The organism is Halomicrobium sp. HArcht3-1, assembly GCF_058933345.1.
In genome coordinates this window covers 69,253-83,786 of the sequence record NZ_JBZYDM010000007.1, presented here as the reverse complement: position 1 = coordinate 83,786, position 14,534 = coordinate 69,253, and the positions used below count along the sequence as shown (strand labels likewise).

Here is a 14,534-nt window from a genome sequence, read left to right as displayed (position 1 = left end):
AGTCACGGTGACGAGGATACGAGGAAGGCGTGTGGGACATGTATAGCACTGATTTCGAAATCACCATACAGGATCGAAATACCATATATATCACCATAATAGAGTGTTGTGCGGAAAAATAGAGGTACATAAGTTGGGAAGTCGAATTATCTGATTCTAATAGCATAAATGTCTAAGCAAGATACCCACGACGAGAGTTGTACTTCTCATGTATGAAGTTAAATTCCTTCACACAGGGTTTATATCGAATATTTGAATTTGCTTTTGATTCTTTGCTTTTAGAATCGTGGAATTCGAACGGGCTAGTGTGATTGGGCACGACGCTGTGATCCAGACCACTACGGAGTTTCGATCAGTTCGCTCAGAGGATCGACGACCCGTCCAGTGGAACTGAGCGTCGGCGGTGTCCCAGTCGTACGGGGGGTACGACGCGTTCGCCATGGTTTTTAACTCTGAGAACACAGTCGGTGGGAAACAGTCGGCGTCGTCGGTCAGACACTCACGGATAGTTTTTTCATACCGATTGGTGTCTATGTGGTGTGTCAATTACACGTGCGAAACCCCTTCAGACGCTCTACGAGGAGGTGGCCGACTACGATCTCGTGCTCGTCCCCGACGGGGCACTGGCGAGTGCGGTCAATCGCCGCATCGACCGCCCGCACTTTGGGACGTTCGCGACGACCCCGCGGCGGTACGCGGCGGGGCGCAAAGAGACAGCAGAGGATCGACACGCGTTTCTCGAACTCGTCGACGAAATCGATGCTTCTTGGAACGAACTGAGCTACGCGATCGAGAACGTACTCGGCTGCTGGGAGTACGACGGCAGCCGGACAGCGATCCGGGAGTACGACCGCTTCGTCGACGAGACGACGAATCAGGTCGTCGAGGCCCTCTCCGATGTCAGGACGACAGTCGGTCAGCTCGACCAGTGTGAGGTCGACGGCGACAAGTCAGTTGCCGTCGCCGGGATCGAACAGTTCACCCCACTGGAACGGTCGATACTGCCCCCGGAGTACGACACCTATTCGCTGTTGCTCGACGACGACGTTCCCTGCCCGACGTTCAGTATCTTCGAGTCGCCGAGCGAAATCGTCGAGGCCCTCGTCGAGACGATCGATTCGGAGACTGCCGAGGACGTCGCAGTAGTTCTCGACGCCGGGAGCCAGTACTCGTCGCTCGTCGAAGCAGCACTGGAGACCGCAGCCATTCCGTACTACGGCGGGCCGGGCTTCGCAGAGAGTCCGGCGCTTCGAGCCTACCTCACGCTGTTGGGGCTGGCCTATCGTGGCTCGGAGACGACCGTCGGGGACGTGCGCCCGCTGCTGTCGCAACTGGACAGCACCATCAGTGTCGAGCACGACGAGAAACGGCTCGCGGCGTTCGACCATCCCGAAGTCGAGCGGCTTCGGTCACTGGCAGCGTCGGTCGGGTCACGCACCTTCGGCGACGTACTCGAAGCCTTCGAGTCGGAACTGGACGCGTCGCTCGGGCGCCTGCGTGAGGAGTTGATTGCACTCGGGCTTCACGAGACAGGAGTGACGCGGGGGCGACTGGACGACCTGACGACGTATTTGTCGCGCTACGAGGTCCCTGTCGACCGGGAAAACGAAGGCGTGTTACTGGCCGATGCACAGTCAGGGGACTACGTCGACCGGCCTGTCGTCTTTCATCTGGGACTCGACGAGTCGTGGACCGACAGCGTCCCGAATCGCCCCTGGATCGACACGGAGGCACACGTCGAGCGCTCGCTCCAGCGCTTTCAACACCTCATCCAGAGCGGCACCGACCAGTACTACCTCGTGCAGGACACGAGCGGCGGCCAGCCAGTGACACCGTGTCTGTACTTCTCGGAGTTGCTCGACGAGGAGTTCGAGCGGTTCAGCGACCTCGACTCGGTTTCGCATACACGAACGCTTCGGACCGACAGCGACGGCTTCGAACGAGAACCCCTCGACGACACCGTAGAGACGACGACCGTCGAGACGATCAGCCAGTCGAGTCTGAACACCTACGTCAACAGTCCGCGGGACTACTTTTTCAGTCGCCTCGTCGACTCGCCCGATCGGGACTACTTCCGCGAGGGGAACTGCTTCCACGACTTCGCCGAGTTCTACGTTGCCCACCCAGCGGTGATCGACGATATCGGTCTCGACGCCGTCGTCGACGTGATGTACGAGGAAGCACAGGTGTTTCACCACGAGACCGAGCGGGCACTCTGTGAAGCCCGCTACCGGGCTGGCTGTGAAGTCATCGTCGAGTATCTCGACGCGAACCCACCGGGCGACGGCGCGTTCTTGACGCCCGCTTCTGGCTGGGGGACCAACACCTTCGCGGAGCACTTCGACGAACCGATCGATTCGGCGCTCACGGAGCGGTGGTTCGAGAACGACGAGATCGGCGTGAAGGGCAAGATCGATCTCGTCCACGGACCGAACCGGCTGCTCGATTACAAGAGTGGAGCACAGAAGTCGGCCTATTCAGTCGTCAAACGGTCTGCAGTGGACCCACCGGGCGATACGGTGAACTATCAGGCACTGGCCTATCTCGCTCACTTCCGAACGGTCCGGCCTGACGAGCGTCTGACCTTCGCTTTCCTGCACTTTCTCGAACCGCTGGACGACATTGTCACCGGCGGGGGAGCCATCGAGGACGCCGTCACGACGGTCACCTACTACCCGACGACGTTCGACGAGTACGTCGCGACGCGGGCGGCCTACGACGTGCTCATGGACGGCTACAACGACTGTGTGGCGACGTTCGAGGAACTCGGATTCGACAGATACCGGGCGATCATGGACGACCTGACGTTCCCAGAGACGACCGACAAGGGCGAACTCCGCGACTCGCAGTTCGCGGCGTCGTTCACTGATGCCGTCGCGACAGCGACAGACGGAGTCGACGCCGAGAAGGGCTGTGATCAGGCGATTCGCGCGCTCAACGGTGTTCGAAAGGAGAACTACTTCACGGAGGATCTGGACCGATTCGAGGCGTTCGTCGAGGCGCGCCTCGACGAACTGAACGCCCGGCGTCGCGGCGAAGAGCGGTTCCCGGTCGAAGGGACCGCCGGCGAGCCAAACGAGCGACGGGTCGACCACCCCGACCTGCTACTGGAGGGGGACCGATGAGCGACGCACCCACGCCGAACGAGCGCCAACAGCGGCTGATCGACGAGACAGAGGGAATCTATCACGTCGACGCCGGTGCGGGGACAGGAAAGACCTTCGCCATCACACGTCGCTACGCGAACATCGTCGATCAGGCCGGCGTCGAACCAGAGGACGTGTTGCTCGTGACCTTCACGAACTCCGCGGCGACGGAGATGCGCGAGCGGATCGTCGAGCACTGTAGTTACGGTATGCGCGAACTCGCCGACGCACCGATCCAGACGTTTCACTCCTACTGTCACGACCTGCTCGATGCACACGGCTACGAGGCACCGACACATCTCGGGATCGACGACCGGATCACCGATGCCGTCGACATCGTCGAGGACGACCTCGTCGAACACGAACTGTTCCGGGAGTTCTACGGCCAGTTTCGCGACACCCACCCCGAGTACGGCGACCTGTTCCGGACCCTCTCTGACCCGCTGGAGGGACTCGACCTCATCAACGAACTCGCCGCGAAAGGCGTCTTCCCGACCGCGGAGGGGTGGTATCGTGACGGCGAAACTGCCCTCGACGGTGACTTCGAGCGGTTCAAGCAGTACTTCGACGACCGAAATCAGCCCCGGAACGATGGCCGAAAACAGTCGGAACTGCGCGACGATCTGTCTCGATTCGGGAGCAAGAAGACGTATCATCCTAATGGGCCGTCGAAGGCAGAAATTCGTGGGGGCCGCGGGACCAAGCAACTCGACGACAGCATCGCCCGGGACGTGTTCGACGCCGACCGGGAGCAACTGAAGGCGTTCGTCCACGATCTGTACTTCGAATACCTCGAATTCGCGCTCTCGCGTGACTACCTGAACTTCGGCTTCCTGCAACTCTTTGCCTTCGTCACGCTCTGTGAGGACCCCGCCGTTCGTGAGCGAGTGTCTTTCGACTACGTGATGGTCGACGAGTTTCAGGACACCAGCGAGATCCAGTTCAAACTGGCACTCCTGCTCGCGGGCACGAACAACCTCTGTGTCGTCGGCGACTGGAAGCAGTCGATCTACTCGTTTCAGTACGCCGACGTGGACAACATCGTCGAGTTCGACGAGCGACTCCGGCAGTTTGCCGCCGACCTGAACGACGACGGCGCGACGGATCGAGTGTCGTTTGCAACTGACGACATCGTACACATCCAGCTAATCGAGAACTACCGATCGACTCAGACCGTGCTGGACTTCTCTCGAAACGCGCTCACGACGCCGGCAAAGCACTCAGAGTCGGTGTCCGACACTGTCCTCGATGGCGACGAGCCACTCCGGTCGAACGCCGACCACGACGTGACCCGGATCGACGCCATCACCCACGAAGACGAACACGAGGCGGTGCTGGCGAAGATTCAGTCGATCGTGGCGGACGACAGTGACGAGTATCTGATCGAGAACGACGACGGCGAACTGGTCGAACCGAGCTACGACGACATCGCCGTCCTGACGCGAACGCGCTCCTACGGCCGCGAGCTGCTTTCGGTGGCCGAGGAGTACGACTTCCCGATGGCATACGACGGCGAGGTCGAACTGTTCGACAGCGATCCGGCGAAGCTACTGCTCGCGTGGCTGCGGATCCTCGACAGTGGTTCGGACCGGGGCTGGGCAGTGGTCCTCGAACGCGCAGGCTACACGCTCGACGAGAGCAACGGGATCCTCAACCGCGAGATGTACCCATCGAACATGGCGCGGTTCCGTGACGAACTGGCGGCGCTCTCGACTGTCGGGGCGGTCGCACGGCGCGTCTTCGAGCGGTATGGACTACGCGGTGAGTACGCCGACGAACTCCTGCACCTGATCCAGTCGATCCACGAGTCGACGACGATGACACCGGGCGATCTGATCCGCCTGATCGAACGTGGGATCGACAACGCCAGCACGCACGCCGTCACCACGAACGCCGGGGCGGACTCGGTGACCGTTCAAACGATCCACGCGGCGAAGGGGTTAGAGTATCCCATCGTGATCCTCGCGAACGTGAACGATGGCTGCTTCCCGCCGTCGACTCGTTCCTCGGGCGTCTTGCGGTACGAAGAGTCGATCGGGGTCCGCCAGCGCAAGTGCTACAGCGAAGTCGGAGCGTATCCCCACGTCTACGACAACTGGCGCTATGACGTGCTACGACGCTGTCTCCCCGACGGCTACGACGAAGAGCGACGGCTGCTGTACGTGGCGATTACGCGAGCAGAGCACCATCTGGTGCTGGCCGGGACGGACCCGAGTCCGTTCCTCGATGGGCTGCCCGTGGACGTACAGGAAGTGAGTGCCGACGTGGAGTCTGCTCGGTCGTCGACGCCGACCCAGACGCAACTCCCGTTCAGCGTGTCACCGCCGGACGAGCCAGCGGGCTATACCCCCCACGATCTGATGGATGACAGTGTGTTCGAGGAAGTCGGCGAGGCGGTCGAAGTGGGCGAGCGTGACACCGGAGAGGGCGGGGGTCTGAACTTCGGCTCCCGGGTTCACGAATTCGCCGAGCGATACGCGCTGGGAGACGCAGTCGAGCCATCGAACGAACACGAGGAGCGCATCGCCGCGTTGCTGGACGACCTGAACGGTGCCGTGTTCGTCGAGACGGAGGCCGTGTTGCCGCTGTCGTTCGGGGACGAGCAGGTGGTGATCTCGGGGGTCGTCGACCTCGTCCACGTGGACGAGGCAGTCGAGATTATCGACTACAAGACCGACCGGACGCGGGTCGCCGAGAGCGAGTACCGCAAACAGTTGAGCGTGTACTACCACGTCCTCGATGCGGAGTACGGGGAGCGATCGGTGTCGGCGTCGATCTACTACACGGGGGCGGGAGAGCGTGTGTTTGTCGAACCGTTGTCGAAAGACGAACTCATTCGGTTGCTCGGCGACACCTGATCGCAGTGGGCGCTACCATCTCCTCGCCTCACTGAACTATCGCCAGAGGCGACGAGTACCCGTTCAAGTTATGCAGTGTCAGAGAGTTGTCCCTGCATGAGCGAGAGTCCATTCGAGGTCGAGATTCGCGTTGCCGAGGTGCAGAAAGCCGAAGCTTTCCCCGAAGCAGAGAAGCCAGCGATGATCAAACTCTGGCTGGAATCTGGCGACGACTCGTTCCAGTCGGCGGCCCAACTGGGCTATCATCACGATGTCGATGACCTCGTCGGGAGTCAGGTGCTCTGTGCGACGAACCTGGGATCAGTCCGCATCGCGGGATTCAAATCCGAGGCACTGACCGTCGGTGTTCCGGGTGACGATGGCAATCCCGTCCTCGTGACTCCGGAAAAGCAGGTGCCAAACGGTGGGACCCTTTACTGAACGCACTCGACGGTACTCAAAAATGTCCAGTGAATCGTCCAGCGACAGACGGTAGAACGGGCCGACGTTTTCGTTTAGCCCACTCCCTTCGATTCACTGCAGTGGCTGCAAAACTTCGGACTTGACAGTATAATTACTTCGAAGATAGATGTATAGGTGCATGTCCGATCACGACTGCAACTGTGCCGATCGAACGGTCGAACAGACGGCTGAACAGACCTCGAATGCGGACAACTGGATCGCACAACGACCTGTGGAGACCGCACAGCTTCCGGAGACTATGGCGGACAACACGAGCCGGTTCTTCGGCGATTCGATCGAATCGTTCGACGACATGATCGCGCTAATCCGTAGTGTCGTCGAAGGGGACGGCATTGCAATCGGCGAACTCTGTCATGTCGAGGAGGAAACGCCCCACGTCGCGAAGACCGAAGACGAGACCCACTACTTCCGGTGTTTCTACGATGGAATCGCACTGGCCCATCTCGTGGACGAACCCGTCGAAATCGAGACCGAAACGCCAACGAACGAGTCCATCGAGATACAGATCTCACCTGGGTCTCCCATCGATGTCACGCCCGCTGATGCAGTCATGTCGTTCGGGGTCGCCACCGAAAGTGACGTTCCTGCTGACGAGACACCGAGACCCAAGGACGTCTACGGAGCCGTCTGCCCGTACGTGAAGGCATTCTATACCCGTGGAGGCTACGAGCGATGGGCAGAGAGCGTGGCAGCCACCACCGTTGGTATCCCGCTCGAATCTGGCGTTCCCATCGCCGCTGCCCTGACGGCGGCAAGTCCACAAGAGACGAACGCATGAACGTGTCCAGCGTCGCAATGAGTGGCGCTCGGGTTGGCCTCGGTCTACTCGGTCTGGGTTCCAGCGGAACGAAGTTCGCGCAGTAAGAGGATCAGTGCCGAGAGTTCGAGCGGTTCTGGTCCCCACGATCGTTCCGAATCGAGACTGGTGTCACCGAGACCGGGACCGAAGCCAGTCTATCGCGGGCCTGTCGTGGCTCCCTGAGTTCACGTTGGCGGTGGCTTGCTCCCGGGTAGTGTCATGATGGGTACGATGAGCAACCACCGTCTCGCTGTGATCCACCGCCGAAAGCGGCTGTTTCAGCGATGGTGTTCGTCCTCACTGCAGGCCGCCTTACGATCTTCGCTCTCTCGGTCCCGGCATCGCGCCGGCTACCTATCCCAGATCGACTGAGATGTCATCCGCGTCGTTTTGCTCTGCCCACTTGAGGAGCGGCTCCAGATGCTGGCCCAGTTCGTCACCAGTTTCCGTACGTTCGTATTCGACACGTGGGGGGATCTCCGCGTACTGTTCACGAGAGAGGATCCCAGCCTCGACCAGTTCGTCGAGTCTCGTCGAGAGCGTCGAACTACTCACGCCGTCGAATGTTTCTTCGATGTCGCCGTATCGTGCCGGACCGATTGCACCGACGACGCAGACGAGTTGCATCGCGTACCGACGGCTGAGGAGATCCATTATCCCACCCAGTGGACAGAGGCAGTCTCGATCGCTGTTCGCCGTGTCGGGCGTCTCGGATTCTGTGTCAGGGGAATCTCCCATAGGTTTTGGTCACCACACCTGAACCGTTACTTCAGTCTCGACAGTATAAACGGTTCAGGTTCCACAGTAATGCTGTATCAAGCGTCAGCACGACTCCGAGGAACGCGAAAAGGGACTTCTGTTCCCAACTCGGTCGGACTATCCGCAGGATGTGGGATTGGTCTGGCGGTACTGGTAGTTAGTCAGCACAGACCCACGGCACCAGTCGCATAGAGGTGCTGTATTATCGGCTGTGTCTCGTCCTGCAGAGGATCGTCGCAAGATCATCTTCCTCCGGGAGCATGTGGCCGCCAGCGTACCCGTTCAGCTTCGCGGCCGCTGGTGATTCCCTGAGTGTTGCGTCGTCGTAGTCTGCTGTCTCGAACACATCCCGAAGTGCGGGCTGTGACTGGAGGCTGTGTTTCTGGTGGTAGTCCTCGGCGAGGGAGAAGTCACCGAGTTGCTCGATCCGAGTCTGGATATCGGTGTCCGAATAGTCGTTCGCTGTCAGGAACTCGTCGAGACGCTCGCGCTGCTCGGGTGTGGCCGCGAACACGATGTTCTGATACTGGGTTTTCCGGGTCTGCTGACGTGGGTTGTGACGCTGGAAGACGAGTTCCAGAAGGTCGGCATACGAAATATCAGCAGGGTCGAAGTCGACCTGAAACACCTCAGTGTGGTCCCCGAGCGCGTGATAGGTCGGATCGGGCTTCGTGCCGCCTGCGTAGCCGACGCGGGTCCGAACGACGCCATCAAGTGCCCCAAACCGTGCCTCCGGCCCCCAGAAACAGCCCAGTGCGAAGGTCGCTGTCTCAGTCTCGTCTCCGTCTGGCGCTTTGCGGTCGTACTCACGCAGCACCGTCGGTGTCAGTGTCATCGCTGTTCTCGCATCGGATGATCTCGGTATGCAGTCGTTGCATCACTGGAACTGGTACGGCACCGGACTCCGTGGATCGCACGTGTGACTCCCGCTGTCCGTCGGTCCGTGAATGATCGCTGGGGTTCAATCGTCTGTATTGGTTCCCCATCATCTTGCTCGATACCCTGGCCGGTCGTTTTCCCGTCAATATCCCGTCGGACAGCCGCTGGAAACGGATCCATCACTCACACCCGTGGGGTGAGACTACAAGCTCACCAATAGATTGAGTCTCGTTCGACAGTCGCTCGATCATTGCGGTCCTTACGTCTCGCGTGCGGATTAACACTGGCCTTGCACCGGCACAAGATTTTCAAAGCTGGTCGGACAGGCTCAGATGCATGTCTTCTCGCAGAACTATACGCCTCGAGGAGATGGTATGGCCAGAGGTACAAGCAGCCCTCGAAGCCGGTACGAGGACAGCAATCGTGGCCGTCGGCTCGATCGAACAGCACGGGCCTCATCTGCCGTTGAATATGGATACACTCGACGGGGACGAACTCTCTCGGCGGATCGCGTCGGAACTGGGCGATGCGCTCGCCGCCCCGACGATTCGTCCCGGGTGTTCGGGACATCACATGGAGTTTCCCGGTACGATTACGGTCCCGCCAGAAACGCTGATGGACGTAATCCGGTCGTACTGCCGATCCCTCGACGAACACGGCTTCGAGTACATCGTCCTCGTGCCGACTCATGGAGGGAATTTCGGACCGGTCACAACCGTAGCTCCCGATGTTGCCCGCGAACTCGACGCCACGGTGATTCCACTTGCCGATCTTGACGAACACATGCAATTGCTGAACGAGGGGCTTAGCGAAGCAGGCATTGAGTACAGCCAGGACGTGATCCACGCCGGAGCCGCCGAGACGGCAATGGTACTAGCCATCGACGAAGGCCTCGTCAGGACGGAGAACATCGAATCCGGGCCTGAAGGTGATATCTCGCCAGCCCGTCTGCTGAGTGAGGGGTTCAAATCGATCACGGAAAACGGGGTGCTCGGTGATCCGACAGAGGCAACCGCCGAGGCAGGTGAAGTGATCATCCAGAATGTCGTAGAGACGTACGTCGAGCACATCGAGACCGAACGAGATGCAGTGTGATCGATAGACCCTCGACTTCGTGGCGGATAGGCGCCCCGCAGTGATCAGCGCTCAAGAAAGAGAGAAGATGAACGCTCGGCAGACGTTAACCAACACGGCCCATGAACCCATAGTTTTGTTGGTTAAGACGATGGGGGCGGTTCTCGCGATTGCTGGCTGTAACACTACTCGAAACTTCTTTATATATAAGTTTCTTACTATGTTACACCGTGCTCCGGCGCATCGAACTCGAGGTCCTTGCCATGATCGACCGCGGCGACACGATCTCCGAGCTCGCGACGAAGCTCGACCACAGCGAGAGCTACCTCTCTCGTGCCGTCGGCGGCCTCGTCGAAAAGGGACTCGTCAACACGGAACGCGATGGGCGGCGAAAACGCGTCGTCTCGTCGGATGCTCGCGCCGTCGAACTCTATCAGGACCTCGTCCGCCAGCACTCCCACATCGACTTCCCCGAGCTGCTGACCGGCAAGGCACTCGAGGTGCTGTACTACCTCGACCAGCCGCGAACCGTCTCCGAGATCGCCGACCGGAGCGACAACTACCGCAACACGGTCAACCGCGTCCTCAAGCGGTTTCGTGACCGTGGTCTTGTCGGAACGGCCGACGGCCGCTATGACTTCAACGCCGATTTCGACCGCCTCCACGAGTTCGCCCGTGAACTCGCACACCATCTGCATCGTCAACGCCTCGAAGCCGTCGCCCCGAAGGGCACGATTCTCTGGGAGGACTACGACGAATTCCTCGCCCAGGCCGAAACAGAGATCGACGCGGAGCCGTTCCACGAAACAGGCCTCGCTCGATTCGCGGCCTTCGACCTCCAGTTCCTGCTCACCGGCCATCGCTACTACGTCTACTCCGAGGATCACGACGCAGTCTCGCCGGCGGAGCTCTGCTGTCACACGCTACTGATCGACGACGGCAGCCGTCACCGCTCGTACTGCCTCCTCCTGCTCAGCCACGTCGACGTCGACGAGGCGGAGCTCCGAGAGCAGGCGGTGAAGTATGGCCTTGAAGACGAAATCGACGCTTTGCTGCGCTACCTCGAGACGCACGGCGAGGTCGACGACGAGCGACTCCCGGAGTGGGACGAGTTCCAGAAGCTGGCGGCTGACTACGAGGTGCCACTATCACAATGAGACCAACATTCGGACGTAAGTACATCGAGAACGAATTCCAGCGAATCGGGGACGGGCTATCTGAACCGCTCACGGTCTACCTGATCGGTGGTGGCGCGATGTCGCTTCGCGACCTCAAGGGGGCGACGAAAGATATCGACTTGGTCGTCCCGGATGGCGACGCGTACGGCCAGCTGTGGGCCGTCCTGATGGACCTCGGGTATGCGGAGGTCCAGTCGCTGGATCCAGATTATCGGGCACTTGGCGCGACGAGCTGCGTCGAGAACGACGATGGGTGTCGCCTCGATATCTTCAACCAGCAGGTCGCGAACAAGCTCGTGCTCACCGACGGGATGCAAGAGCGCAGCGAGCCGTTCCTCGACACGGATCGACTGACGGTCTGGCTGGTCAGCAATGAGGATATCTTCCTGTTCAAGTCGATCGCAGGCCGCGACGACGACATCGAGGACATGACTATGCTCGTGCAGGCCGGCCTCGATTACGACGTCGTCCGGGATGAACTCGAAGCCCAGATCGAACGCCTAGGGGACGATCAGTTCGCCACGTTCGCGAACGAGGCCCTGGTCGAACTCGAGGAGCGGTACGGGGTGACCACGCCGATCGAGGCCCGCGTCCAGGAGCTCACGAATAGATACTACCGGGGGCTCGAAGTCCTCCAGGCACTCGACGAGCCGATGACCGTCGATGAACTGGCCGCCGAACTGGAGCTGGATACTGACGAGGTTCACGACCGGCTCACGTATCTCTCAACGTTCGATCGGGTCCGTCGGGATGGCGACACAGTCCGTCCTGTGGAGTAGTCCGGTCACGATTACGGGGAAGGGAGGCGGCCGTCTGGGCGGGGAACGCGGCCCCGTTTAATCTCGTGATCGACGCGGCGCAGGTGCTTGCAGCCGCCTTCGGGTGAGCGCTGCTGCCAGTCGGGACAGGTACACGATTTGTCGACGACCAGTCGGTTGCGAACGTCGCTCGTTCGACCACCGTCGGGTGCGACGGCTTCCGCAGGGCCACTGAGTCGCTCGTGGAGCACTACCTCCACCGAATGGCCTTCCGGCCACAGGTAGTGGACCTCACGGCGCTCGCGATGGTCGTAGGAGCCGCACGCCGCTGCGCTCCCGGTCCACACTCGCTAGGCCCCGAGCGCAGCCATCACGTCGACGATGTCGCGAGGGAACCGTCTGGTGGTCGTCCGGGAAGAACAATCGGAAGCGGGTACACGCTTCTTGCGGCGGGACGGTCTCCCACCAGTCTTCGCTGGAGCCCCATCTGTCGAACATCGCGTCATCGCTTCCGTAGCCCACCGTGACGCCGTCGATCGGCGTCCAGTCTGCTGGGAGGTGTTCCGCCTCGCCTTCGAGCACCCGGAAGACGGCGTATCGGAGGTACTCGTGGGCTTGGTTGTCTGTCGTACGAGCGACCTGGTCGTGTTGCTCGGCAACGTGCTCGGCTTCCTCGAGGACCGTCGTGAGATAGGGTTCAGTCATTATTCGACGGAGGTTAGAACGCGCCTCCGCCCCTCGGCGGGCGCACAAAAATCAACCAACAGAGCGGAAGGAATCCATCACCAGGCACTGTCTAGTTCAGAACCTCCTGCGCTGGCGTTCGTCCGTCGAGTGCTTGATTGGGTCGTTCGTGGTTGTAGTGGTGTCTAAAGCGTCGTAACCACTGTCTGGTACTCGATTGACTGCCCCGCCAGAACGTGTGGAAGCGGTCGATTCGTATGGTGACGGTCTGGAACCACTTTTCGATATGGTTCCGAGTTCGATAGTTGAGCCGACCGCTCAATTCGTGACGTGCGAGGGCAGTCAGTTAGCCACCAGCATCGACGAGACACTCTGTATCGGCGAGGTCGTGTTTCTCGGTGAGTCGGTACAGGAACGCCGTCCTCAGAAATCTTAGATTTCTGATGGGCTGCACGAGAACTGCGTTCTCGTGAACGCCGCAGGATCGGTCCCACGGCGACTGAATACGTCGATTTCGAGCAGTAGCTTCGAGTTGGTGTCGATCGCCGCAAACAACCACTTCTTTTCGCCGGCGACTTCGATCTGCTTCTCGTCGACCGCGACCCGCGACGGCGCTACCGTCTGCGGGTCGCTCATCCCTCAACTAGACAGTGCCATCACCCACTATCCCATCACACGAACGTCAAGAATGATTGGGGCCGGTCATACTAACTACTGATCCCGCTGGTCTCGAACCGTGCGCCTCCATCTTCACTGTCACTCATGGAGATTTCCCAGTCGTGCGCCTCAACGATGGTCGCGACGATTACCAGTCCTATGCCAGTCCCATCGGCTGTCGATGAGCAGCCGTCATAGAAAATTTGCTCTTGAAGGGCAGGTGCGATTCCGCATCCGTCACCGGCAACATAGAATACATCTTCCATCTCGCCAATCGTGACGGTGACGTCCGTACCACCGTGTTCGACAGCATTACGAAACAGGTTCTCGAGGAGCTGTTGTACCCGGTCTTTGTCGGCCTCAAGACAGAGACCCGATGCAACTCGGAGTGTTGCGTCCTCGGTCGGAATGGTCTGCCAACAGGTCTCTGCGAGTTGGTCGAGATCAACCGATTCTTTCTCAGTGATCTGGTCGCCGGTACGAGCCAACACCAACACATCGTCGACGAGCGATTCCATCCGCCCGAGTGCCCGATAGCCCCTCTCGAGGTGGGATCGATCGCCAGTATCACCGATTCCATCCAGCGCACCACGGAGGACCTGCAGTGGATTACGTAAGTCGTGGCTCACTAGCTCGGCAAATTCTCGATTGCGGTCGCGTTGCGTGCGAAGCTGTGCGATAGTCTCGGCTTGATCGAGAGCAGTACAGACGTGGTTGGCATACAGGGCTGCTCGCTCTTCATCTCGTTCGGTAAATGCACCTGCCTCAGACGAATACAATTGCACGACGCCGTATTCCTCGAGTGGGATACTTACCAGTGCTCGATGGCGGTGGCAAGTCGGTTGTGGTCCAACACCAGAAGCTGTCAGTGAAGATTCCGAGCTTGCAGATCGCGTGTCGGTGAGATCGTCGATCCGGACTGAAACGCCTGGCCAGCATAGCCAAACGTCGTGGGTACGGGCGCAATCTCTTCGATTGGTTCGTCCTGAGAACTGGCGGTCGGCACTAACTCGTCTTCCGTTGCAAGAGCAAGCCGGGCGACAGCGCAGTCGAACACGCCAGCTCGGCTACTGTTGTATGCAGTTCAAGCACGGCCGACAACCACTGGTTTTCCACCCGTTCACCCACGGAATCACTCATTGGTAATGTGTGTAGACTAATTCACTACAGCTGGAATATTATATGTTCTGAATTCTGTAGTCTGGTTACTTCATCATCCTTCAAGTAGGCAGTGTACAACTGAGAATGTCATTAGACGATCTTTCTATAGAGATGCGATT

General features: G+C 59.7%; 10 protein-coding genes and 2 pseudogenes. 7 read left to right on the top strand and 5 right to left on the bottom strand.

What is annotated here, in order from left to right:
- The first annotated feature begins 539 nt into the window (after positions 1-539).
- The 4 genes from AC5FRW_RS13075 (at position 540) to merB (ending at position 7,244) form a co-directional block, all read left to right on the top strand.
- A complete protein-coding gene (locus tag AC5FRW_RS13075; RefSeq protein ID WP_493568898.1) occupies positions 540-3,125 on the top strand; it encodes a PD-(D/E)XK nuclease family protein in 2,586 nt (861 codons plus the stop codon).
- The gene (locus AC5FRW_RS13070; protein WP_493568897.1) at positions 3,122-6,004 is read left to right on the top strand and encodes a UvrD-helicase domain-containing protein; all 2,883 of its coding nucleotides are present in this window, start codon (positions 3,122-3,124) and stop codon (positions 6,002-6,004) included. Before AC5FRW_RS13075 ends, AC5FRW_RS13070 begins: the two co-directional genes overlap by 4 nt.
- Before the next feature lie 96 nt (positions 6,005-6,100).
- Positions 6,101-6,424 carry a tRNA-binding protein gene (locus AC5FRW_RS13065; protein WP_493568896.1) on the top strand — a complete coding sequence of 108 codons (324 nt, stop codon included), beginning with the start codon at positions 6,101-6,103 and terminating at the stop codon, positions 6,422-6,424.
- Between the two features lie 253 nt (positions 6,425-6,677).
- Positions 6,678-7,244, top strand: a complete 567-nt coding sequence (gene merB / locus AC5FRW_RS13060) for an organomercurial lyase (protein WP_493568895.1) — start codon at positions 6,678-6,680, stop codon at positions 7,242-7,244.
- Between the two features lie 375 nt (positions 7,245-7,619).
- On the opposite strand, the gene AC5FRW_RS13055 is transcribed toward merB, so the two are convergent.
- On the bottom strand, positions 7,620-7,919 hold the full coding sequence (locus AC5FRW_RS13055; RefSeq protein ID WP_493568894.1) for a winged helix-turn-helix transcriptional regulator: 300 nt from the start codon (positions 7,917-7,919) through the stop codon (positions 7,620-7,622).
- A 307-nt stretch (positions 7,920-8,226) separates the two neighbouring features.
- The gene (locus tag AC5FRW_RS13050; protein ID WP_493568893.1) at positions 8,227-8,859 is read right to left on the bottom strand and encodes a peptide-methionine (S)-S-oxide reductase MsrA; all 633 of its coding nucleotides are present in this window, start codon (positions 8,857-8,859) and stop codon (positions 8,227-8,229) included.
- Positions 8,860-9,239: 380 nt separating this feature from the next.
- Here AC5FRW_RS13050 and AC5FRW_RS13045 point away from each other — a divergent pair, with 380 nt between their 5' ends.
- The 3 genes from AC5FRW_RS13045 to AC5FRW_RS13035 all read left to right on the top strand — a co-directional run bounded on the left by AC5FRW_RS13045 (position 9,240) and on the right by AC5FRW_RS13035 (position 11,934).
- Positions 9,240-9,998 carry a creatininase family protein gene (locus AC5FRW_RS13045; RefSeq protein ID WP_493568892.1) on the top strand — a complete coding sequence of 253 codons (759 nt, stop codon included), beginning with the start codon at positions 9,240-9,242 and terminating at the stop codon, positions 9,996-9,998.
- Between the two features lie 209 nt (positions 9,999-10,207).
- Entirely contained in the window at positions 10,208-11,134 is a 927-nt protein-coding gene (locus AC5FRW_RS13040; protein ID WP_493568891.1) for a helix-turn-helix transcriptional regulator, read from the top strand.
- Entirely contained in the window at positions 11,131-11,934 is an 804-nt protein-coding gene (locus tag AC5FRW_RS13035) for a DUF6036 family nucleotidyltransferase (RefSeq protein ID WP_493568890.1), read from the top strand. The genes AC5FRW_RS13040 and AC5FRW_RS13035 overlap by 4 nt, the downstream gene beginning before the upstream one ends.
- 11 nt (positions 11,935-11,945) lie before the next feature.
- Here AC5FRW_RS13035 and AC5FRW_RS13030 read toward each other — a convergent pair.
- The 3 genes and pseudogenes from AC5FRW_RS13030 to AC5FRW_RS13020 all read right to left on the bottom strand — a co-directional run bounded on the left by AC5FRW_RS13030 (position 11,946) and on the right by AC5FRW_RS13020 (position 14,039).
- Positions 11,946-12,618: pseudogene (locus AC5FRW_RS13030) on the bottom strand (hypothetical protein).
- Positions 12,619-12,709: 91 nt separating this feature from the next.
- Positions 12,710-13,230, bottom strand: a pseudogene (locus AC5FRW_RS13025) (transposase domain-containing protein); the annotation flags it as partial.
- A gap of 74 nt (positions 13,231-13,304) precedes the next feature.
- On the bottom strand, positions 13,305-14,039 hold the full coding sequence (locus AC5FRW_RS13020) for a sensor histidine kinase (RefSeq protein ID WP_493568889.1): 735 nt from the start codon (positions 14,037-14,039) through the stop codon (positions 13,305-13,307).
- Between the last annotated feature and the right edge of the window lie 495 nt (positions 14,040-14,534).